The sequence below is a fragment of the Parabacteroides sp. AT13 genome (genome assembly GCF_002272965.1).
In the GTDB taxonomy this organism is placed as follows: domain Bacteria; phylum Bacteroidota; class Bacteroidia; order Bacteroidales; family Tannerellaceae; genus Parabacteroides; species Parabacteroides distasonis.
On record NZ_NQMH01000001.1, the window covers coordinates 1,628,390 to 1,651,801 of the forward strand.

15 protein-coding genes and 1 pseudogene are annotated in these 23,412 nt (G+C 41.3%); 1 reads left to right on the forward strand and 15 read right to left on the reverse strand.

Annotated features, from left to right (window positions below):
* Positions 1-6: 6 nt before the first annotated feature.
* Positions 7-251 (forward strand): annotated as a pseudogene (locus CI959_RS21770) (hypothetical protein); the annotation flags it as partial.
* Positions 252-1,141: 890 nt separating this feature from the next.
* Here the strand turns inward: CI959_RS21770 and CI959_RS06965 are convergent.
* The 15 genes from CI959_RS06965 to CI959_RS07030 form a co-directional block, all read right to left on the reverse strand.
* Positions 1,142-2,935 carry an IS66 family transposase gene (locus CI959_RS06965; RefSeq protein ID WP_095231429.1) on the reverse strand — a complete coding sequence of 598 codons (1,794 nt, stop codon included), beginning with the start codon at positions 2,933-2,935 and terminating at the stop codon, positions 1,142-1,144.
* Positions 2,936-3,007: 72 nt separating this feature from the next.
* Entirely contained in the window at positions 3,008-3,343 is a 336-nt protein-coding gene (gene tnpB, locus CI959_RS06970; protein WP_007761176.1) for an IS66 family insertion sequence element accessory protein TnpB, read from the reverse strand.
* Positions 3,337-3,699: a hypothetical protein gene (locus CI959_RS21495; protein WP_173675129.1), complete on the reverse strand. Its 363-nt coding sequence runs from the start codon at positions 3,697-3,699 to the stop codon at positions 3,337-3,339. Before CI959_RS21495 ends, tnpB begins: the two co-directional genes overlap by 7 nt.
* Before the next feature lie 425 nt (positions 3,700-4,124).
* Positions 4,125-4,979: an AraC family transcriptional regulator gene (locus CI959_RS06980; protein WP_095231430.1), complete on the reverse strand. Its 855-nt coding sequence runs from the start codon at positions 4,977-4,979 to the stop codon at positions 4,125-4,127.
* Positions 4,980-5,387: 408 nt separating this feature from the next.
* The gene (locus CI959_RS21320; RefSeq protein WP_074908884.1) at positions 5,388-5,804 is read right to left on the reverse strand and encodes a hypothetical protein; all 417 of its coding nucleotides are present in this window, start codon (positions 5,802-5,804) and stop codon (positions 5,388-5,390) included.
* A 500-nt stretch (positions 5,805-6,304) separates the two neighbouring features.
* Entirely contained in the window at positions 6,305-7,093 is a 789-nt protein-coding gene (locus CI959_RS06985) for a site-specific integrase (protein ID WP_255223110.1), read from the reverse strand.
* Positions 7,094-7,352: 259 nt separating this feature from the next.
* The gene (locus tag CI959_RS06990) at positions 7,353-8,120 is read right to left on the reverse strand and encodes a DUF3823 domain-containing protein (protein ID WP_036630095.1); all 768 of its coding nucleotides are present in this window, start codon (positions 8,118-8,120) and stop codon (positions 7,353-7,355) included.
* Between the two features lie 21 nt (positions 8,121-8,141).
* A complete protein-coding gene (locus CI959_RS06995) occupies positions 8,142-9,959 on the reverse strand; it encodes a RagB/SusD family nutrient uptake outer membrane protein (protein WP_095231471.1) in 1,818 nt (605 codons plus the stop codon).
* A 23-nt stretch (positions 9,960-9,982) separates the two neighbouring features.
* On the reverse strand, positions 9,983-13,336 hold the full coding sequence (locus CI959_RS07000) for a TonB-dependent receptor (RefSeq protein WP_057317287.1): 3,354 nt from the start codon (positions 13,334-13,336) through the stop codon (positions 9,983-9,985).
* Positions 13,337-13,490: 154 nt separating this feature from the next.
* Positions 13,491-14,492 carry a FecR family protein gene (locus CI959_RS07005; RefSeq protein WP_057317293.1) on the reverse strand — a complete coding sequence of 334 codons (1,002 nt, stop codon included), beginning with the start codon at positions 14,490-14,492 and terminating at the stop codon, positions 13,491-13,493.
* Positions 14,493-14,561: 69 nt separating this feature from the next.
* Entirely contained in the window at positions 14,562-15,143 is a 582-nt protein-coding gene (locus tag CI959_RS07010) for an RNA polymerase sigma factor (RefSeq protein ID WP_036630099.1), read from the reverse strand.
* Positions 15,144-15,487: 344 nt separating this feature from the next.
* Positions 15,488-16,258 (reverse strand): SGNH/GDSL hydrolase family protein, encoded by a 771-nt coding sequence (locus CI959_RS07015; protein ID WP_005860134.1) that lies wholly within the window; start codon positions 16,256-16,258, stop codon positions 15,488-15,490.
* Between the two features lie 140 nt (positions 16,259-16,398).
* Positions 16,399-18,390 carry a glycoside hydrolase family 97 protein gene (locus CI959_RS07020; RefSeq protein WP_057317272.1) on the reverse strand — a complete coding sequence of 664 codons (1,992 nt, stop codon included), beginning with the start codon at positions 18,388-18,390 and terminating at the stop codon, positions 16,399-16,401.
* 15 nt (positions 18,391-18,405) lie between these two features.
* The gene (locus CI959_RS07025) at positions 18,406-20,025 is read right to left on the reverse strand and encodes a RagB/SusD family nutrient uptake outer membrane protein (RefSeq protein WP_057317271.1); all 1,620 of its coding nucleotides are present in this window, start codon (positions 20,023-20,025) and stop codon (positions 18,406-18,408) included.
* Between the two features lie 17 nt (positions 20,026-20,042).
* On the reverse strand, positions 20,043-23,249 hold the full coding sequence (locus tag CI959_RS07030; RefSeq protein ID WP_057317270.1) for a TonB-dependent receptor: 3,207 nt from the start codon (positions 23,247-23,249) through the stop codon (positions 20,043-20,045).
* Positions 23,250-23,412: the final 163 nt, after the last annotated feature.

Below are 23,412 nucleotides of genomic sequence, written 5' to 3' on the forward strand. Positions count from 1 at the left end.
TGTTTTAATATTTGTTTGACTGAATGCATGCAGCAATTGCAAGACAACGCTATGAAATACTGTTATTGGTTGATGCGGGGAAAAGTAGAGGAAGAAACCTAAGATAAACTGGAAACCAAATTCAACCGACAGAGGGATAACGGCTTTATCCGGAACCGGACCGATTCTATGATCGATTTTGAGTACTGTAGCAGGAAATAGGGGGAGTGTTGGAACGTGCAAGGCTGACCAATGAACAGGCGAGCGGTTGAAAAAGGAAGTCGGTAGGTGCGCCATGGACAGGAAAAGCTGAAGTAATGAACCATATTCCCCGTTTCGGCTGATTTAGTTAGGCGACAACACTATTCGTCCACGTCTTTTGAGATACTTTATGGCTAATCTACATCTCAAAACGCACAAGTATTGAGGAGCTCTCCTTAATAATACGAAAATTGCCCAACGATGCCGCATCGGAGGATGAGACATTGACATTGCTTTGTGCAAAAGGGAAAATGATACTGCGCTTTTCTTTCACAATGCATCTCACATGTCCTAATTTATTGACCAATGCCTCTATTAGCTAAAGCGCTTTCAGGTACGCCGCCTTTAATGCTTCGATCTTCCCTTTTGGGTGGTACATCGACATAGCTTTGTTTTTATCACCTATGCACATGATGTTGATCCCTTTCGTGTCTATCAGCTTGAGTACTTCATCTATCTGATTGAAATCTGTCAGTGTAATGTCAAACTCTTAGCCACTAAAAAGTCTTGCTTCAGTCACCGCCAAAAGTCACCGCATTCTTGTGTCTGGATGGTATCCTTCGGGATCCCCTTCGTTTAGCGTTTGTATCAAACCTTGTTCAATTCGGCTCAATGCTACTTTGGTACAATATTTTTCCGATTTAGATTTCCCGCCAAACTCTCTTCCGGAATATTCTCGAATCTCAATGAGATAATGGATTTTGTTCGGTACGATTTCCACTTCGGATGTTTTCAGCTACTTAAATCTAATGTTCATTTGATTCCTGAACCTGCGCAGTAAACCCCATAAACAAGACGATTGCCTATAAAGATAAGTAAGCACTCAATTTAGGGCATCCCCCTTCGAAAGGGCACTTTTCAGTGCCCTAAACCGAGTTTTGTTAATTAATTAGTCTTGAATTTAACATTGGCTGGCAGCCAAAGTGATTTTGTCAGGAACCATGTTAACATAATCCCTGCATCCGTTAAAGATATTTTTGAAAAAAGTTCCGATGAAGTTCCAGACAGAACTGCCATGAAGCTTTACCGTTCCAATCACACTATGATATGTTGCAGCCATCCCAGCACCGGCATCACTACCATAATGAAGTGAATTATTACGTTGGGTAGTCAGCTTTCGAATGGTTCGCTCTGCCAGATTGTTGTCTATAGGTAATTCACCATCATCCAAGTAGGCAAAAATCTCTTTCCAGAACCGGTTCAGATAATTGAGAGCTTCCCTATAATACTGACTTCTAAATTCTGAATCCTTTGACAGTTCACTGTCCAACTGACTGCGCAATTCTATCAGGAGTTCCTTCGTTTCCAGACTTTGCCTTTCCCGAAACCTTTCTTTTGGAGTTAATCCGGCATCATCGTATTTACGCTCCCTCATAAAGAACTCCTTTAAAATTTCGGAAAAGCGTTCTGCAGTCGGTTCACCACCCTGATTGGAAGCCTTGACAAACTTGTTCTTGGCATGTGACATACAAACTTGGTGTACAGTATCTTTAAAACGGGCTGATTTCAGATCATTGCCGATAAACACATAAGCATTGTATCCGTCGGACATGATACTCTTCAATTCTGCATCACCCAAAAAGTCTGTAAGTACCTCACGACCGCGCGAGCCATTCTCATAGAAGAAAATGGCTGTTTTCCGAGCCTTGTTGACCAGAACCCAAATATAGCACTTCTTATAGTGATCATATTTACGCACCTTACACCAGGTCTCATCGCAGTTCACTATCGAGTCTTTTTCCAAAGCTATGGACTTCAATACACAGACCAATTCATCCAGGTATTTCTTGCCTTTCTTAAGCCAGTTGCGCAATGTGTTTTTAGAAACGGTCATGCCCATATCTGTCAGCCATTGGTGAAGAAGACCGAAAGTCACATTCTTCACATAAACTTCATAGGCGATAGCCTGCAGAAATTCAGGAGTAGCTTTAGTACCCTCGAATCTGGTCACCACCTCCGGATGGCCTTCAGAAGGGAAATAACCCCACCTGGGCTTTTTACCAGGCTCTGCATAATGAACCATCTCAAAACATTCTTCCGTAAGGAAAGTACGGAAACTGAACACCCGTACCATTCTCCTTTCAATGATGCGACCGGGAACCTTTGTCAAGTCAGAAGGATGCTCTATTACTTCTCCGGATACTCCCGTCGTTTTATAACCGTCAGGACGATTGGACAAATCACGGCCTTTCCCGGAAGGCTCTTTAACCTCCGGTGATTGGACATGACCAACCGAATCCGTGCGAAGCGTATCATCGGTTCCATCATAATCATCCTTCTCCTTGTTCCGGTCTGAATCACCCGTCTTAGCTTTAGATTTGATCTTTTGACGTCGATCACCAAAACGTTCCTGATGGGCATAATCAAGTCTTTCCTGAAGTGATTTAATCTTACGTTCAGCCGATTTGCGAAGTTTATGCTCTTCTGACAACCGATTCTCAAGGTCAGCATGTTTCGATTCCATAGAGGACACCTGAGCCTTCAGATCCTTCATCTGAGCCATAAAATCCTCCAAAACAAGCTTCATGGCATCACTTGTCAACCGAAGATCCTGATTCTGTTCGGCAAGGTATTGTATGTATCGCTCTTTCTGATCCTCTGCCATACCTGCACTATAATTTATAGGGTTGCGTGAGTAGGTTTCCCTACTCAACAACTCTCGTTTTGTTGTAATTATATCTTGCAGATCGATCATACTTAAACCTTTGATTTACAGCATTAAAGGTAATAAAATAATCGCAAAACCGCAAGTGGATAAATAGATTGATTATCTGATTTTTAATGTTTTAACTATAGGATTCTCAAGAATCAAAACCACGTCCTTCCAGGCAATCCGATAAACAGTATCTGCCCCGTTCCGCTCTACTTTCATGAACTGATAGCCTGCTACAAACTTCTTTTCGAACAGACTATATGAACGATTATCAAATGAAAACATACGGACTATCCTGCGATTTCGAGACATGACTATAAAGACGTCTCCATCATTGGGCTCACGGTGAAGCCGTTCACGAATGACAGACAACACACGGCTGTGTTTACAACGCATATCGGTAAAATCACGGACATAATAAAAATGATTCAGACCGGTAACACTCAACATAACCCCTCCAACTTCTCTACCATACGAACCAAATCCTGGTAGCTTAAATTCTTTTGGGACAAATGCAAGCCATTGCTGATACGAATCCCAACCCAAATACGAACCGGGTGATCATCTCTGCTTGGTGATACCGGTTGAGGTTGATCACTAGCCCTGGATTTTTCCTCATGACCAATTGCAGGAGCACCATCAACCTGGACTTCAACTACTTTTTTACGGGTATCCTTGTACCATTTCTGAAAGATGTTATAAGGAACTTTGTTCTTAACGCAAAACGATTGGAGAGATTCTCCATGAGGCAAAGCCTCGGTCTGGTATTGAAAGTAAAACCTTTCAAGATCTTCACTGCTATACATAAATTCTAAAATTTTTGTTCGCAGCGAAGATAGAGGTTGCAATCAATAGCCATTTTTTGACTGCTTACTAAAGATAATTGTATTTTCATAATAGAATCGGATTTAGTTTCATACGAACCCGATGAAAATACAAGCCTCTGACAATTTGATGAATAATGAAACTTTTTGTGACTGTAAAAGATAAAAGACAGAACATCTAAACAAAATCTTACTCTGACTATCAAGCATAAAGTCAAAAATTTATTTTGTGCATCAGAGAAACTACGATTCAGACCTAACTAAAAAACTTTTTCATAAGTAGCATTACATAACATATAAAAAACAGACATATAAAGCAGAAAAAGTACGGATAACACAGTCGGAAATCTCATTGAACAATCCGAATCGATTCATCATATAAACAGGATCTGAAAACTCTCCTAAAATCAGTTCTCTGTACGTCTATTTATTTGTTCTCTCCATTCTTTAGGAGGACATCCCAGATATCTTTTACAATATCTGGAAAAATGAGCCAAAGAAGCAAAGTCGAATTCATCGGCAATGCTCCCTAACGACAAATCTGTAACCGAGAGTCTATATTTAATTTCTCCTAACAATTGCATCTTCATCCATTTGCTCGGTGTTTCCCCGAATTCCGCAATGAATTGCCTTTTAAAAGCAGGAAGAGAGAGCCCACACAACGATGCTAGTTCCTTTACGGTACTGCATTCTTTGTAATTGTTCAGAACCTTATTTCTTAAATCCTGGGATCGACCGATAATTGTGTAGAAAAAGTTTGCCTGTTCCTCCCTAGAATAATAAAAACGAATGTTCCAAAACAGTTCTTTGAGCTTAGTCTCATGAAAGTGTATACAGTTTGCTCCGTCTTCCAGATAACGAACCAAAAGTTCAAGAAATTTTAGTAACTCGTCCTTTATTACAAGAGATTCCATGTGATATTTGATAATTTTTTTTAAATGGAACAGATCTGAAAAAGAAGCTTTTTGGCAGGGCGATATACCTCCTTCAAATAGGGCGACAACAACTTCACTTTCTTCCGACGAATACATGTTGAAGAGGCTATCACGGCTCCAAAAGAACATTTTCCCCTCTGAAACTGTGAACTCAAATTCGTTATACAAGAACTGCAGATTTCCTTTCAGAACAAACAAAATACAATCTTTTATCAGTCGCTCTTCATAGTTTATTCCTTTATCAAATTTATAGTAGCGAAATCCTTCCTCTATAAAATTTGAATAATTATAACAGGACGTATGTTCATTCAAATAAAAAAGAGACATAGCATATTTTTATTTATAAAATATTATTATTTATATCTTATTGTATAATTAATATCTATTTCTATTCCGCATTAAATCATAGAATAAAACGTATGCCAAAACGTTACGCAAAGATTAATAGAGTGTAATACATTTGTAATCAGATAATTATTATCTAACAACAACAGAGTTGCATGTGGAATAGAACAACACATATGTGGAATAATTCCACATATAAAAAGGAATATTTCCTACAGAGACATTATACTTTTTTAAATATACAATTTGTATTTTCCCGGATTATACGCCCTTAGTCAAAAGACTATGAACTCTCCAAAAGAGAGTTTCAGTTCATTATGTACTCTTGCTTCAGACGAAAGCGTATAGTTGCTACCGGGGACTTGCTGGCAATAGCATTGTAGAAATAGCTCAGGGCTGGTTCTCGCTCCACCTACTTGTGTAAGCATAAGCCAGTACCCTAAAATAATCGTGTATATTGTTTGTCGTTACAGACGTGACACGAGTCTTCCGACCCGTTGCCTCCTCCTCTCTGACTATTGAAGGAACGGTAATACTGCGGTATATAAGGTGTAAAGATAAAAAGAGAGGATAACCACCTTGTAAAGAAGCGACACTATCCTGTGGTACCTCTGTGCTGGCCATGGAACGGATCAATAGATCCCAGTAAGCACGTATTTCAGGAGTAAAAAATATGTTTGCGGAAATACGCCCCCGATCCAAATCATCCTCACAAGAAGAAAAGTAAATATTACTGATGACGAGCAGTGAAAAACAGGCACGAGACAAAACTTTTCCACCAGCTATCCCTAAACGAAATGTTCTCATAATATTAATAAAATAGCAAATTATTTTGCAAATAAAAGCAATTTGTAATAAAAACCAATTATCATTTTAGTTCTATCATTTACCATTTATTTCCTTTTTTTTCCTTTTATAAAATAGAAGTAAAAAAACAGTGAAATATAGAATAAAAAATAGCCTTTTTAAGCCCCATAAGTGAAAATTTACTCCTAATATATCAAAAAGTTGTAGGTGAATGAAATCTCTCATTCGCCATCTAACTTCTTTGGCTAATTCATAAAAGAGAGAGGCTAACTAGGGAAAAGAAAACTTTTTCTGTGTACTTGAGTGAAATTGGCCTCCTGATGGTTAATTTTAAACCAATTGAAACCGGAAAAGCTTGTCTTTGTTATACGTAAAACGTATATTTGCATTGAAAATATCGTTCTTTGAATGATGCAAAAGAGAACTAAATATAGCTATTCGCTCGTTTCTAAAACGTTACCTATCATCCGTAGAACAAGTAATAACTATCTATATTTCAACTAGATAGAAAATATGTTATGTTTTAAAACATACGAGGTCAGATGAATGGGGCGAGATAGCGCACGACCGATCTTCTTCAACGAGTTATTATACGAACGCAGTATCGCCTTGTATTCCTCATGCCCTACCTCTCTACCCGGAGATAAAATAGGGAAAAGGTACGGGGAAGAAGCGTCCGCATACTTATTAATCAACCGCCGCATCCCCGCTGTTATCCCGACACGGATTAAGATCCCCGTCTTCTTACGCCGATATACGATTTCCTCGCCATACAGGTTCGCCGTAGTCAAGCGAGCCATATCCGCAAAAGGCATGCCGCAAGATAAATAGGCGAACGTACAATAGTCGATCACGCACGCCAAATCCGGCTCCTCAGACTTCAAGGTCACGATCTCCCGGAGCGACTCGTTTCCCAACGCCCTAGATCCGGCTCTTTCCCGCTTCAAGTTCAAGTACGCGAAAGGCGATACGACGCAAGCCGGCAACAGACCATCCCGGCAAGCTTGGTTATAAATCGAGCGAAAGTTGCTGAGGTATGTATTCACGGTATTCACTCGCAAGCCGGCGGATTGCAGATAAGCGACAAAACGGCTTATTAAGCCCGGGGTTATCTCCGGGAAAAGAAGGTTTCTCCTACCCAGAAAGGCGCAGATCCAATTACGGGTAGTCCTATATAAATCGGCGGTGTTATGTTTCCCCGCTAAACGTTTCTCCCGGATGCGTTCGGTGGCATAGGTATAAAATGTGATGCCCGCCTTGCCCAAGCAGTTATTCTTTCTTTTGCTCATATCTCCTTTTTTGATGATTAAACGTATTATTATCTACCATCAAAAATAGCATAAAAACAAGATCAAGCCAAGTCCATCTCGGGCTCGTGAATCAAGTCGGTCATCACGTAGAAGTCGGCGTAGCCCTTGTTGGCTTTATACTCCGGATAAATAAGTAGCTACGGGGAATCTTTATAGATTAATGTTATCCAACTTAAAAGAGGAAGGGATTATCCCACATAAGTCGGAGACAATCCCTTTCTGCCGGAATAAAGTACTTTTAGAAAGATACGTCTACAGGGACGACCTCACTATAATTAACCTTACCGTTTGTCGTTACACCAACACGGATATACATCTTATTTCCGTTTCCTTTCATGATGGCCTGCTTATCCTTATTGTTGAAACTCGCACTTTCACTTAAGCCGATCTCTTGGGTTAATACCGTATTTAGGATATCCTTATCGGACACGTTCGTATAGTCAACAGTCACCAATTCCTCCGAGTTACCGGACATCTTATCGATATAAGGGCTGATATGCCAAGCCAAAAAAGCATTCTCTATCTTATAGTCATCCTTGCTACGAGTGATCGTATAGGATACCTTCAACTTCTTGTTCTCGAATACGGCGTTGTTTACATCGATTCGGGCGTAAGGAATCACCTTGATATCTTGATCCGTCAGTCCACCGGCGTTCAGATCAACCACCATCGTATCCACCGGATAGAAATTAGTCTGCTCCAGCGTCAAGATATATTGCTTACTGAACATCCACGAGTTCTCGTAAGTCCCATCGATCTTGGGATACGTGATAACCGGAAGCTGCGAGTAATCATCACCCGTAGAATAATAACGGTCACGCTCATACATACGTATCTGGATACTGCTGGTACCCTGTACCGGCATCGGGACAACCTCGGAGGTTTCCGCATCGATAAAGCGGCCTTTGATACCGGAATTAGGCTCATCATAATTATCATCCTCACAGGAGGCAAAGAGGCAAGAAGCCGCCAAGACAATCGCTATATTATATATGATCTTTTTCATGATTCTTTTTCCTTTCATTAATTAGAAACCGGGATTATTAGGAGCCAACATCGGGTTGCTACCCATATCGCTATCCTTGATCTTTATGTAATAGTTACGTTCCAAGAATACCTTATTAGGTTTCGGAGCCTTACCAGTCGTAAAGATATATTTACCTTCCCCCCAGATATACCATGGATAAAGCGCCATGGTCGGGAAATCGGCCAGTTTGATATGCGCAATATGCCAACGCTTTAAATCCCAATGACGATGATTCTCATACGCCAACTCTACGCGACGCTCATTACGGATACGATCCAATGAAACCTCCCCGGCAGAAAGCGTACGGATGCCCGCTCTCTCACGAACCATATTCAATGCAGTAGCGGCATCGCCCGTCTTGCCTAATTCCATAGCGGCTTCCGCCTTGTTCAAATACATCTCGGCCAGACGGAACACCGGCCATGGAGCATCTGATTTATTTCCGGAGATATCCGTCACTCCCTCGTCTGAGAACTTCTTCGTGTAGAAGCCGGTCTTTCCAACATCCCCGGTATCCCACACGCCATCCTTACCTAAGATCTTCATTTGGTTACCTTCCTCACCATAATACTCGTTCACGTTATTGCTGGTGATAAAACGGGCATCCCCAGATTTAGAGGCATCGTAAATACCCCGACGAATCTCGACGATCCCTCCCCTACATTCATCCATCGGTAAATAGAAAGTCGCCCGAAGACGTGGGTCCTTGTCCTTAAATAGATCCAATGGAGAGTCATATTTGATATAATTGCCGGAAGCATCCTTCAATTTCAAGGTACCGTCTGAACCATCTTTATATTCAAAAGCCTCTATTAAATCGAGTGTGGGATTCTGTCCGCAGCCATAGCCATTCTGCACGAAGCTAAACGGCACATTCAATAAATCCCAAGAATGGCCTAGATCGGTAGCCAGAAACTCTTTCCAGAAGATAAACTCCGAACATCCTCTTTTCTCCAGAAACATATTCCGGAAGTTCTCCACCCGGTCCGCATACTGGTTGTAAAGCGTATATTTACCCGAGTTAATCACTTTATCCGCCGCCTCGATCGATTTCGCCCAATATGCGTTAGCGTCATCACTATTCACGCCAACGATACCGTTCAATTGCACTTTGCCGTATTTAGCGATCGATGCCGCATACAATGCCGCACGAGATTGCAACGCATAAGCCGCATATCGAGTGGCACGGGTTCTTTCCACAGATTCACGGGTCTCCGGTAATTCCAAAGCGGATTCGTCTAATTCAGTTAGAATAAAATCCCAGACTTCTTGCTCCTTATCACGGGAAACTTGTAAGCCATACAAGTCTTCCGGACCGGTATATTGCTGTACTTCTGTCACGATAGGAACGCCTCCGTAGCGTTTTACCAAATTAAAATAATGGAACGCACGAATAAAACGAGCCTCGGCGATCAATTGCTGCCGTTTGCTTTCCGGCATCTCGGCCGCATTCAGCTCTTGCAACACCAGATTCGTCGCTCGAACAGCCTTAAAACCGTCCTCCCACAGACCAAACCACTCATCATTGAAATTCGCACGGGCAACGTCACCCGTACCAAGATCCCCAGCTTGGTAAGCTCCTGTACCCTCATCCGAAGCGGTCACTAAGCTGACATTCCAAACATCCCATCCCTCTAAATAAGTGGAGTTATGTTCCATCTGCATCTGGTTATACAATCTAGAGAACACTCCTGTTATCAGATTATCATCCTTCCAAACTTCCTCGTCCGGCAAACGGTCAGTCACAGGAACATCCAAATCACAGGAAGAAAGTAATAAGGAAGCGCAACACAAGGAATAAATTATAGTTCTTCTCATCTTCATTTTTCTTTTAAATCCTATTAGAAACTAACGTTAACACCGAATGAATATACTTTCAATTGCGGATAATAGAAACTTTGCCAACCTTCTATTGCCTCTGGATCTGTATATTTGACATTCGTAATTGTCAAGGGGTTATACGCATTAGCATATACGCGCAAATGCTCAATACCCACCTTGCTTAAAAGATTCTTGGGAATGGTATACCCAATCTCAATAGATTTCAAGCGAACATAGTACGCATCAGTCGTCCAATAGGTGGATTTTTTCGAGTTATTATCATTACCCTCAATACGTAAAGAGGGGAATTTGCCCGGTACCCACTCACTATCCGGATCATTATAATCCGCCTTATGCCAACTATCCATCCATACACGGAAACCATTTCCCTCGCCCGGTCCACGGAAAGGACTGGTCAAGGCATTCAATACCTGCGTATAGTTCGAGGCTCCTTGAAATAAGATATTCACATCAAAGCCTTTCCAATCCGCAGCTAATGTCAGCCCGAAATTTAAGTCAGGGAAAGTTCCTTTACCTATCACTTTCTCATCATTCGCATCAATCAAGCCATCTCCATTCAGATCCTTATATTTAATATCACCTGGACGTAACGATGAATTACCTTTACCATCTTGGATCGGTGAATTATAGATCTCATCATAAGACTGGAACTGACCGATATGTTCATACCCCCAAGTAACATTTTTCCAACGATATGCGCCATTGTCTCTCCAATTCTTATATTGATTCAGTGGTAATGCCTGCTCCTTATACAAATCCTTTTCACGAGCATAAGCCACATTTCCTTTGATCTGTAAATTCACGTTCCCGATCCGTTGGACAGTACCTAAAGACAATTCAAAACCACGATTATCACTACTATTCAAATTCTCCTGCGGCAAAGGGATACCAGAGGTAGTTGGTAAAGAAGTGTTACGTGTCGCCGGATATCCTGTCGTCTTGCGATAGAAGTAATCGAACTCAAAACTAAGCTTACCGCCCCAGAAAGAGCCATCCAAACCAACATTCGTAGTCATTACCTTATACCAAGTAATATTCGGATTCGCCAAATTCGCTTCTTTCATACCATTCGTAATCGAAGCCGAAGAGTTTCCTGCGCCTCCCAATATAAATCGATCCTCAAATTGCCATCCACTGACGAACTGACTAGCGTTTAGTTGGCTATCATTACCAATGCTTCCCCATGAGGCACGTAGTTTCAAATTATCCATCTGAGGTACCAAGTCTTTCATAAATTGCTCTTCAGAAATACGCCAGCCAGCAGATACGGCAGGGAAAAATCCCCAACGTTTATCCGGAGCCGTCTTATAAGAGCCATCATAACGAAAACTGAACTCAGCCATATATTTACCCGCATAGACATAATTCAAGCGGCCTACTAAACCGCCATATTTATAGACCGCAGAGTTTCCTTCATTATACATATTATCCACGTCACCTCTATCTAGCTCAGGTATAGCCGATGTTGTCGAATAATAACGTCTAGCCATGAACCAGTTCGTATTCGTCTCTTTCCACTCCCATAAAGCCAAAGCTTCCACATCGTGCAAATCATTGAATGTATTCTTGTAGTTCAATGAGTATTGCTGGGTAGTCTTATAATAAGGTTGAGTTTTCTCCATCAACTCTCCCTTCGCAACCTTCGTTATCGGGTTATACGTATCTTGAACCGAATCGTAGGTATAGAACGTACAGGCCGTCTTCATCTCTTTCTGAGCCAAGTTGGTATAATCATAGGCGAAGAAAGCACGGGCTTTTAGTCCTTTAAAGATCTCATAATTCAAGGCTAATTGACCGTTAAACTCGACATTGCGCTTATCCTTGAAGCCTGTAGCGTCACGATCGAGCATGGCTACCGGGTTCAATTCATTATTGTCCGAATTATAGTAGTAGTTTTTATTATTATTGGCATAGACAGGGACATTCGGAGCGTTCGACTTAATCGCTGTAAATAACTCGATACCTTCATCGCCCGTCCAATACGGATATTTATAATCATCGATATGACCGCCTAGGCCCACTTCAGCGTTCAATTTACTGGTGATCTCAGCCGTAATATTTGAGCGGAAATTATAGCGCTTAAACTCTTGGGTAGATTTTAAGATACTCTCTTGATCCAAATATCCTAACGAGAAGAAATAGCGGATCTTCTCAGAACCTCCATTGATATTCAAGTTATGCTGTTGTTTCGGGGCAACCTTGCGGACCGTTTCCGCATACCAGTCGGTGGACGGATAATTGATTGGGTCCGAACCTGTACGGTATTTCTCGACCTCTTCATCCGTAAAACGCTTGGATTGTCCGGCGTTCATCAACGCTTGATTACGGTAATAGGCATATTCATACGCATTCATCATCTCAAGGTTCTTTACCGGAGATTGCAAACCGATAGAATAGCTATAGTTAATTTTAGGGCGGCTCATCTCACCTTTTTTCGTCTCAATAATGATGACACCATTCACTCCTTTGAAACCGTACACAGCGGCGGAGGCATCTTTCAAGACGTTCATAGAAGCGATCTCATTCGGATCGATCTGGGTAAACGGACGTTCCACTCCATCCACAATAACTAACGGCTCTCCAAAACCACGGATATTAAATCGATCCGAGCTATCGACACCTGGCTCACCCGTAGACTCTTGATAGCGTACACCCGGGATCTTACCGATCAAGTTTGCCTTCATATTCGGTTGGCTAACCTTTGCCAGTTCCTCGCCCTTCAAGGAGGCGACAGCTCCGGTTAAGGTCGCTTTCTTTTGCGTACCATAACCGACCACTACGACCTCATCCAATTTTTGAGTATCTTCCGCTAATTTAATATCGACCCGAGTCTGCCCTTTTATAGCGATCTCTTGAGGGCGATAGCCAATATAAGTAATTTCCAAAATGGCATTGTTAGGCACTTCCAGCAAGAAATTACCATCCATATCCGTAATTGTACCGTTGGTGGTACCCTTTACGGATACATTCGCTCCGATAACTGGCATCCCTAGATCATCTACCACCGTCCCCTGCACTTTCCTTGTTTGCTGGGCTACATTCACTCGCTTTTCAGCGGATAGGGCGATTTGGTTGTTTTTAATAACATACGATATACCCATCTGATCGGCGATCAAATTAAGTACATTCTCGATATCGCTATCTTTTACGTTTACCGTAACCCGTTTCTCCATCGGAATCGAGTTTTCATTATAAAAGAAACGATAATCACTGATCCTTTCGATCTCTTTAATAACTTCACGAACAGGTTGTTGTTTCACAGATAAAGTTATCTGCGCAAAAGTGGCGTCCGTATAAGCAAATAGGAAGCCACACAATAAGATTGTTCGTACCGTTTGTTTAATTTTACGCATTTTCCACGTGTTTTTAATAGTATAATTTACACAATATGATACGCTTCCACTCTTTTTCGCAGAGTGGACTATTCACAAAAACATATCAAAAGTTAACGATTGATTTAGCTATACAAGCCCGACATTTGTTATCTCAAGTCCTTCGTCATAGGCATTACTTTTTTTCATCAATAATAATAGTATCTCCTTTTGATGTATATATAATAGGCGATGTCAAACTGATTAGTTCGATAATATTATCCAAGCTATTATTGGTTATCACTCCCGTGAATCGTAATGCTTTAACCTTCTCACTCTTAAATACTACTTGGATATTATACATCCGGTTTAACAATACGGCGATCTCGCTTAAAGCCTCATCATTAAAAGCCAACTCATTATTCCGCCATAGACAGGCCCTATATGCGTCATTCAGTGTGGATTTTTTCAGTTGCCCCTTGTTTTTCAAGTAAGTAACCGCTTGATCCGGTAATAAGAACGCCTCGTCTCGTCCGACACTCGTTTTTACTTTTCCTTGAAACAAGGTGACCACGGCTTGATTATCTTCTTCGTAAGCCTTTACATTAAAAGAAGTGCCCAACGCCTCTACCGCTAAATCGCCCGCTTGTACGACAAAACGATTGAGACTATCTTTCGCTACCTCAAAATAAGCCTCTCCATCCAAGGATATGATGCGTTCTCCATCTCCATATAGGTTTGTGTACTTGATTTCTGAGTCTGAGTTCAGCCAAACCTTGGAACCATCCGGTAAGACAACGCTCGCTTTCTGTCCTTTAGCAGCAAAGACCAGATAGTCTTTTTCCACACCAACCGACCGTGAATACCTTGTCAGCAGATGTCCTCCCAAACCGGCACAGATCACCAACAAACCAATAGCCGCATAACGCATGATATTCCGAAGAGAAAAACGCCCAACGTCCTTCTTCTCGACCGCTACGCTCTCAATACGACTTTGTATTTTCCGGAACATTCGCTCCTTCAAATCCGTAGGAATAGAACTGTTAGACGCAATTTCCCATTTCCGCTGGATATAGTTCCTTAATTCATCCCGGGAAACATCGCTCTTGAACCAATCCACCAGAATCCGTTCCTCGTCATGAGTAGTCTCTCCTTTCAAGAAACGTTCTAATAATATGATATATTCACTCTTTTCCATACGCTTTACATGATTATATACTCTTTGCCCGAAGCGACTACTTACAAGCAAAGCGTTTTTTTTTCGCATTTAATATTCATTAACAACAAAAGATAAGAGCCAAAGCAAGATCCCTTCTTCCGCCAAATACTTCCTTAAAAACTGAAGAGAGCGGTAAATCTGGGCTTCAACGGTTCTTTCGGAGATAGACAGACGTTGTGCGATTTCCTTCGTCGATAAGTGTTCTTTACGACTAAGCAAAAAGATTTCCCGACGGGATACCGGTAATTTATCGATAAGATAATCAATATATTGTCCTATCGAATTTACCGTAATATCTTCTTCGACTTTTGAAGTGTCCCGTTCATCCCAATCTGCTTCTAAGGATTTCATATATAGCTCCGCATGGAAAAGGGAATCCCACTCGTCATACACTAAATTACGGGCAATCGTGAAAATATAGGAATCAAAATTCTTATCTATATCCAGTGAATCTCTCTTTTCCCAGATCCTAACGAAGACTTCCTGCGTCAAGTCCTCCGCCTCTAACCTGTTATACAATAAGGAATAGATAAAATTATAGATATGAGCGCTATACGATTCATATACAGACTGAAACGCCAGCATATTTCCTTCCTGCAGCCGAGAGATTATTTCCTTTGTTACTTTCATTTCTCAGAATTTGAAACTCTATCCTTATCATAACATTTACAGATAGTTACAGAGAATATTTCTTACAAAAACGACTAGTTTAAACGATCGTCTAAATCAACCGTTTTTTTTAATATTGAATATGCTTCATTATGAAGAGCTAACTACATGAAAAGAAAGAAGATAAATGAAAGCTTTGAATATTGTAGGTCAGAGAAAAATATATATTTTTGTGACGAATCTAGACGATCGTTTTAATCATTCATTTTCATTGTATGATAACAAAATAAGAGGCTTCCCTCACCACTATGAGACAGCCTCTTACCTCTAGGAGAAATAAATATATTATCTCCGATCTCCCTACCTTACTTTTTTAATCCTGTTGCTTCCAACCAGACATTTGCCATTAACTGACGGCCCGGTAAATCGGGGTGTACACCATCCGCTCCCCAATAACGAGCTGGAGCTAATTTTAACGCAGCGTCGAATGCCGCTTGGTAGGGAACAAATATCGCATTAAACTCATCGGCTAGTTTTTTCAACGATGCCCTGTAACCATCAAACTCCGGGAACCATTTGGCATCATCAATGGCGGATCCGCCACGTAAAGCGAAAGGCTCTCCTAGCACTAGTTGGACATTGGGAAGTTTTTCCTTCGTATAATGTAGCAGATCTTGTAAATCCCTTTCATAAATCCCTAATGATCCTTTATAATTTCCCATCAATATATGCCAGAAGTCATTTACTCCAATCAAGATACTTAGCACATCCGGCTGAATAGCCAAGGTATCCAGTTCCCAACGATCTCGTAACTGATATACCTTATTGCCCCCTACACCACGGTTATATATCTTCAATTGCTTATCTGGATAATCACTCAATAAGGTTGAGGCGGCAAATAAGGCATATCCCATACCCATTTGCTCGGGTGTATTACATTGGTTACAGTCATATTTTCGAAACATATCCGTTATCGAATCACCTTGAAAAAGAATCACACTATCCTTTTCCAATTTAATCTTCGGAGATACATTTCCATTTTGTTTACTCACTACTGCCTTCGCCAATTCCGACATGGTTAACATTCCTAAGCCCGCAAAAGCCCCCTTTCTCAAAAAATCCCTTCTTGTGTTCATCATTCTAAATATTAAGATTCATTCTTCTTAATATATACGACTCATTCACTCAATTCACTTACAGAGACAGTCTTTTTAACATAAAAAGAGGCTATCTCACTTTTTCGGAGATAGCCTCTTTCTACTGGAATAAAGTTCTTTTAGAAAGATATGTCTACAGGTTGGATATGCATAGCGGCACCACCATCTGAAGCGAGCGGTACTGTTATTTTATCCTTTGCGGTAACAGTTAAAGTTTCTTTGATAAGATGATTAGGATTGGTATCCGTGTCTCTCGCATCTTTATAAAGAGTTACTTTATAATCTCCTTTACCGAGGAAATCCAAGGCTATTTCCACATCACGGGCTTGACTATTGTTGATCGCTCCAACGTACCAATCGTCCCCATGCCTACGTGCGACCGCTACATACTCATTGACAGAGGCATCCGGTACGACCGTTTTGTCCCAAGTAGTCGGTACGGTTTGTAAGAACTCGAATCCCGGCTGGCCTTCGTAAGCTTCCGGAGTATCGCAGATCATTCCCAAATAACTCTCCAATACGACATACATCGCTAGCATATGGCAGCGAGTACTAGTGACATAAGGGTTACTTTGTTGTATCTTAAACTTGTCTTTCGGAAGAGCCCGAAACCCGCCTAAATGATAATCGGCAGCTCCAGCCAATAAACGGGTAAAAGGCATAGATATATCATGATCCGCAGTCGTGACCATACATCCTTTGAAATTCTCATAATTGAGCGTCCCTTCCCGGGTAAATTCATTCGGATAGGTCCGATGTAATCCAGATGGCTTACTGGAACCATGGAACTGCACGAACAAATGATGTTTAGCCGCCTTTGCCAAGAACTCTTCTTGAATACGTATCATCTCTTGATCGTCACGATCCATGAAATCAATCATCATACCTACTACCCCCCACTTTTCAAATAAGGCAAAAGCCTCGTCAATCTTCGCATATAAAGGTTTCCAATTCGTCCATAAATGGATTTGAACACCTTGGCTTTTCGCATAATCGCAAATCTCTTGCATATTCAAGCTAGACACAGGTTTCGTAATGTCCGAATTTTCCCCGGGAAACCCGAACCATGTCCCATCATCTGTATACCAAGGCTGTTCCGCATATCCATATATTGAATGGAAATCCAAACCATTGCGGGCAGCGAAATCTATATAATATTTATTGGTCGGGAAATTATTACCCCCCAAAAAGGTCGTATCTGGTGTTACGTTCCCATTCCACCAAGTAAAAGTTGTCTTGCCGGGTTTGATCCATGAGGTATCCTCTATTTTACACGGCTCATTGAGGTTTGTCAATAAATCAGACTCTATCAAGGCTCCTACCCGGTCACTGATCATGAAAACACGCCATGGAGACTGATGCGGAAGACTCGCCTCCACTTTTATCTGTTCTTGATTAAGCTTAGGTGATAACTTACCTTGTAAACACCCATTTTCTTTCCACAGATACATTCCGGCATAATCCCTGACAGCCGCTTCCGTAATAGCCATAAAAATATGGTTCGGATATTCGAACAACGCAGGCATATCCATTAAATTCCGCTCTTTTATTTCCTCATATTTCACATGTGAATATGTGGCCTCGTGCGAGGTTTGATAAGAAGGTAAATACATACCCAAGAATTTAGGATTATCCACTACGTTAAATGCCGTATTCTCATCGTACATAACATACGATTTCCAATTCGGTTGCTCTGGAAATTCATAACGGAAAGCGATACCGTCATTAAATGCCCGAACCACAAGATTGATCTTCCGAAAAGGAGCGGCCGTTTCCTCTAGGGGAATAACTACCTCCTTCGACAAGCTATGGACTGTTTTCGACTTACCGACAATTAACTCGTATGTTTCCTCTTTTGTACTGAAAACCGGTTTGTTCATCTTAAGCCCTTCTCCAAAAGCCCCGTTATCGAAAACGAGGCTTAAGGGAGAGTTTTGCACCAATGCCTGCTTTTGATATTGAATATCATAAACCGGATGTTCTCGCTCAAGTGTCAATGAGAACTTCAACTTGCCGTTTGGAGAGGTAAGTTGCACGTTTTTACGTGCAAACAACGATAGATTCCCAATAACAAGGAAAAAGATCATTGAAAAAATTGTTACTTTCTTCATATATTCAAATTAAGATTATTCATACGCCGGATTTTGCTTTAAATTCGGATTTGCGTCAACCGCTTCTTGTGGGATCGGGAACAGACTCCGGAAATCCCCGTTTGGTTTGTGAGAAAGCCATTCGGCTTTAGTGAAATGACCAAAACGAATCATGTCACGTCTACGCATTGTCTCACCTACGAACTCCCAACCTAACTCATCGTAGAAACGCCCAAATTGCTCCGGATAACTTTTCCCTTGAGGAGTTAATACATAATCCGAAACTGTTCCATATACATATTTAGACGGTTGTTTCAAATCATTACCTGTCACTTTAGCCTTTTCCGGATGATTCCTGAACGCACGCTGGCGTACGGTGGTAACTAACTGGGCTGCCTCATCCGCTTTACCCGTACGCAATAAACATTCCGCTTTCATCATATAGACTTGCGCTAAGCGGAAGATCACGAAATCGTTATTCATGAAAGTCTTACATTCTTCTTGTATCTCATATTTTTGCAAGCGGAATCCATCCGCTTCTCCCGTGAAAATACCATCGGGCATGCTATTGACAAAGACAAGAGGCTTACCCATCATATCATAAGAACCTTCCAATGGCGTGCCGTCAGCGGCATATTGTTGTCCTTGAATCCAAGTCATATCCAGGCGCTCATCATCCGGATCATAGGTATTGATGAATTGAGGTACCGCCTTATACGATCCGGGTCCCCAAGGGCTATCTTGGAGCTTATAAGTCGCTTGGTTGGCAGCGTGCAGGATCGCTTTATAAATTTCGAAACCCTGTGCGTAAACAGCGTCAAAAGGTATCACAAAGATGTTTTCCACCGAACCTTCGTTATAGACCTTGAACGGCGCAAGATAATCTGATTCCAACTGATATTGACCACTGTTCAATATATCGTTACATTCTTTTATACAAGCTTCCCATTGAGGTGTACCCGTGTAAACTTCCGCATTCAGATATACATTTGCGAGAAGAGCTTTCGCTCCCCATTTATTGAAGCGCCCATAATTAGAAGCATCTTTTTGCTCCGATAGATCATTCATGCATTCAGTTAATTCCTGCACCACGAATTTATAAATCTCCGCCCGTGGAGTTTTTTCCAGTTGTTCGGAAGTCGATGCGGAAACAAGGGGAGCATCTCCCCAGTTATCCATTACCAACCAGTAATAGTAGGCCCGTAAAGCACGGGTTTCAGCAATCAGGGAGGCTTTATTTTCTGTGCTGCTTATAGGGAAATCATCTTCAGATATAATTTCGATAGCTCTGTTCGCCAACAATATCCCTGTATAGCAGCAATTCCAATATTCATTTACATGCGCTTGATTGGTATTCCATGAATGAAGATGCATACGACGGAAAACACCGCCATCGTCCCATCCGGCTTGGTTAGCAGGCTGTACGGTCTCGTCCGTGCAGATTTCCTGTATATAGTATGTATTAAAGCCGACGAAACCTCTTAGGTTCGCATACGAGCTTCCGACAACTTTGGTCGCATCGCCTGCCTCATACTTATACGTACTTTCAGTGATCTCGGAAAAAGTTTCCTCATCCAGATTCGTGCAGGCAGTAGTGGATGTAAGCAAGCCTATACCTCCACAAAAAACACAGATATATTTAATAAATGAGTTCATGATAATCAAATTTTAAGTTAGAAAGTAAACATGGCCCCTAAAGTAAAAGAACGGGTGGACGGATATCTGTTCAGCGGATCCACACCCGGGTCTAATCCTTGCGTGTTTACCTCCGGGTCTATACCGCTGTATCCCGTAATAGTGCATAAGTTATTAGCCGTAGCATACACTCGGACTTTCTTTAAGAAACTATCTTTTAACATGAGGGTATAACCGATAGTAATATTATCGATTTTCCAGAAATCTCCATTCTCGATATAGTAACTTACGTATTGAAGCTCTTGATGATCATTCAACGGACGTTTGCCGAATACCGGATCATATGCAGTAGCCATTAAATTACCATGCGCTAAGCTGACAGGTACCTCATAATATAATCTCGGAGTATTCAATATCTGATATTTGAAAGCACCACGCATTGTGAGGTTCAAGTCAAAATTCTTGAATGTTAATGTATTATCCCAGCTTAAAAAATGTTTTGGCAAACCATTTCCAAGGACCATCTTATCCTCTTGCTGCTGTTGATCGATCGGTTTAGGATTTCCATCCTTACCTTGAATAATCCATTTACCATTCTCATCAACATCGATAGATTTGAATCCATAGAAATTACCCATTTGCTCTCCTTCTTTTACGATATGGGTATCTTGTTTGATCGTATTTCCCAGATAACCGGCATAGAAGTAACCACTTTCAACCCGGAATTGGTTGTTAGATAAGGATACGACCTCATTGCTGTTCGTTGAATAGTTGAGAGTTGTAACCCATTGAAAATTCTTCGTTTGAACAGGTATGGCACTGAGACGTATTTCCAATCCTTTATTCTTCATAGTACCTGCGTTCGCTAAAATAGTAGGATACAAATAAGGAGGTCTGGGAACATTATACTCCCATACCATATCACGAGTCGTTCTTTGATATAAATCGATGCTACCGCTCAAACGCTCATTGAAGAAACCATAGTCAAAACCAAGATTCCATTCCTCTTTTTTCTCCCATTTAAGATCCGGATTCGCATTACTCTCAGGCTGTAAAGTCGGAACCCAAGAAGAACCATTCGTTAAGAAATTATTTCCAGACGCAAGTCTGCTTAACGACGAGTAAGCCTCATTGGGAAGCGAACCTGTAATACCAAAACCTGCTCTGACTTTCAATGTACTCAAGAAGTCAACGCCTTCCATGAAATGTTCGTTAGATACATTCCAACCAACAGACATCGCAGGGAAATTACCCCATTTATGGTTAGCTCCAAATTTGGATGAGCCTTCGTGACGAATACTCACCGTAGCTAAATAACGGTTATCATAACTATAATTAGCACGAGCGAAGAAACCTATTAACTTTGACTTCTCTTTCTCAGCGTTCATAGTAGCCTCCCCTCTTTTCAACGCTGATCCTGCCCCCATATTATTATATGTATATTGATCAGACGGGAAATCCCAGTTAATCATATACTCATCCTCATAAACATTGTCTTGATAGGAATAGCCAACCAGCCCTGTAACGTTATGTAATCCGAAAGTTTCTTTATATTGCGCTGTTAACTCGATCAAATTATCTCTTGAACTCGCACTTCCCTTAGCCGCATAGCCATTTCTGTTATCCCGGATCGTAGAAATATGTTTTTTGGATTCAGAATAACCCCTTGTCTGGTTCCAAGTCGTATGCGAAACCAATGCTTTGATAAAAAACTGTTTGATAGGAGTCAGAGTGACAGAGCCGAAAGAGCGGATTTGTCTACTTTTATTTTCTCCATCACTTTCATAGATCAATGCAAGTGGATTAGCGTACTCATACATAGTAGGATGCTCGACCCAACTACCATCATCATTTCTCGGACGGTCTGTCGGGATATAGGCCAGCGCATTTCTATAGATGACATCATTGAAGCTAGATCCAGAGCCAAACGCATGATAAGTCTGTTCACGTCCCATAAGGTTAAGGTTGAACTTCAATAAATCATCCCACATACTATGATTCACCTCAATACGGGTGGTTAAGACATCATTTTTAGAACGTTTGATGATACCTTCCGCAGATTTGTAGTTAATATTGGCGATATAATTAGATTTCGTAGTCCCTCCTTTCAAGCTCGCATTTGTCACCCAAGAGAAAGGAGTTTGCATAATCTCATCCATCCAATCGGTATCATATCCATAATCCACAGCACCCGGTTTACCCTGTTTTACCAATTCCCGATATTGGGAGGCGTCCATCATATTCAATTTTTTCTTGATATGCTGAGTGGTCATATAAGCGTGCACATCCACCGTAACAGGAATTTCTCCTCTCACTTTCTTCGTAGTGATGAAAATAACGCCATTATTACCCCGGGTTCCATAAATAGCGGCGGCTGAACCATCTTTTACCACATCAATGCTAGCGATATCCTCTGGAGCGACCATGTTAAGCTCTCCGGGAACACCATCAATAATCACGAGAGGAGATGCCCCAGTCGCAATACTGCCAACACCTCTCAACATAATTTGCGTAGAACTGGCAGGGTCTCCATCAGACAGTACAACACCCAGACCCGCAACCTTACCTTGTAACAATTGGGCGGCATCTTGTACGGAACCTTGTATGAAATCCTCACTTTTTACGCTGGAAATAGATGAGGTTAATTCTCCTTTTCTTTGTGTTCCATATCCGACAACCACGACCTCTTCCAGTTTTTGAGTGTCTTCTATAAGATTAATATCAATGTTATTTTTACCGGCCGTCACTACATCCTGCGTAAGATATCCGATATAAGACACTTGCAAGCTCGCACCAGACGGGACATCGAGCGTATAATTTCCATCTATATCCGTGATCGTCCCCACTGTAGTCCCCTTTACAACAACATTCGCTCCGATAATAGCCTCACCATATTGATCTTTTACAGTTCCTGTTACCTTCGTTTTTTTATCGATCGAGGTTGAGATATCCTTTTTCAAGATAATATTTTTCCCTTGGATCTCATACGTCAGCCCTTGGCCACGCAAGATATGTTCGATTACCGCATTGACCGATTGATTCTCCGCAGATACGGATATTTTCTTCCCTGTATCCACATCCGCAGACGAGAATACAAATGAGTAGCCACTCCTACTCTTCAGCTCATCCATCGCTTGCTTTACTGTTATATTGCTCACCTTCAAGGTTATACTCTGAGCACTAACAGTTAGATTTAAGCAAAACAAAGCTACAGCCACATAAATGACCTTTTTTACAACTTTCATAAATAGCTTAATTTTTAGTAATTTAACTTGTGATTGATGATGACCTTTCAGAGGATTGATTACATTTGTATTCCTCATCCAGATCATTTGCATAATGTAATTTGAGGATTTATGAGTCGGAGGATCTAGCCCATTCTCCGATTCCTTTTATGATCCTATTACT

Coding starts and splice junctions, on each gene's coding strand:
- CI959_RS06985 (WP_255223110.1), bottom strand. CDS start 7,093: ATGAGCAAAAGAAAGAATAACTGCTTGGGCAAGGCGGGCATCACATTT.
- CI959_RS07005 (WP_057317293.1), bottom strand. CDS start 14,492: ATGGAAAAGAGTGAATATATCATATTATTAGAACGTTTCTTGAAAGGA.
- CI959_RS07025 (WP_057317271.1), bottom strand. CDS start 20,025: ATGAACTCATTTATTAAATATATCTGTGTTTTTTGTGGAGGTATAGGC.
- CI959_RS07000 (WP_057317287.1), bottom strand. CDS start 13,336: ATGCGTAAAATTAAACAAACGGTACGAACAATCTTATTGTGTGGCTTC.
- tnpB (WP_007761176.1), bottom strand. CDS start 3,343: ATGTTGAGTGTTACCGGTCTGAATCATTTTTATTATGTCCGTGATTTT.
- CI959_RS06990 (WP_036630095.1), bottom strand. CDS start 8,120: ATGAAAAAGATCATATATAATATAGCGATTGTCTTGGCGGCTTCTTGC.
- CI959_RS07015 (WP_005860134.1), bottom strand. CDS start 16,258: ATGAACACAAGAAGGGATTTTTTGAGAAAGGGGGCTTTTGCGGGCTTA.
- CI959_RS07030 (WP_057317270.1), bottom strand. CDS start 23,249: ATGAAAGTTGTAAAAAAGGTCATTTATGTGGCTGTAGCTTTGTTTTGC.
- CI959_RS06965 (WP_095231429.1), bottom strand. CDS start 2,935: ATGATCGATCTGCAAGATATAATTACAACAAAACGAGAGTTGTTGAGT.
- CI959_RS06995 (WP_095231471.1), bottom strand. CDS start 9,959: ATGAGAAGAACTATAATTTATTCCTTGTGTTGCGCTTCCTTATTACTT.
- CI959_RS21495 (WP_173675129.1), bottom strand. CDS start 3,699: ATGTATAGCAGTGAAGATCTTGAAAGGTTTTACTTTCAATACCAGACC.
- CI959_RS21320 (WP_074908884.1), bottom strand. CDS start 5,804: ATGAGAACATTTCGTTTAGGGATAGCTGGTGGAAAAGTTTTGTCTCGT.
- CI959_RS06980 (WP_095231430.1), bottom strand. CDS start 4,979: ATGTCTCTTTTTTATTTGAATGAACATACGTCCTGTTATAATTATTCA.
- CI959_RS07010 (WP_036630099.1), bottom strand. CDS start 15,143: ATGAAAGTAACAAAGGAAATAATCTCTCGGCTGCAGGAAGGAAATATG.
- CI959_RS07020 (WP_057317272.1), bottom strand. CDS start 18,390: ATGAAGAAAGTAACAATTTTTTCAATGATCTTTTTCCTTGTTATTGGG.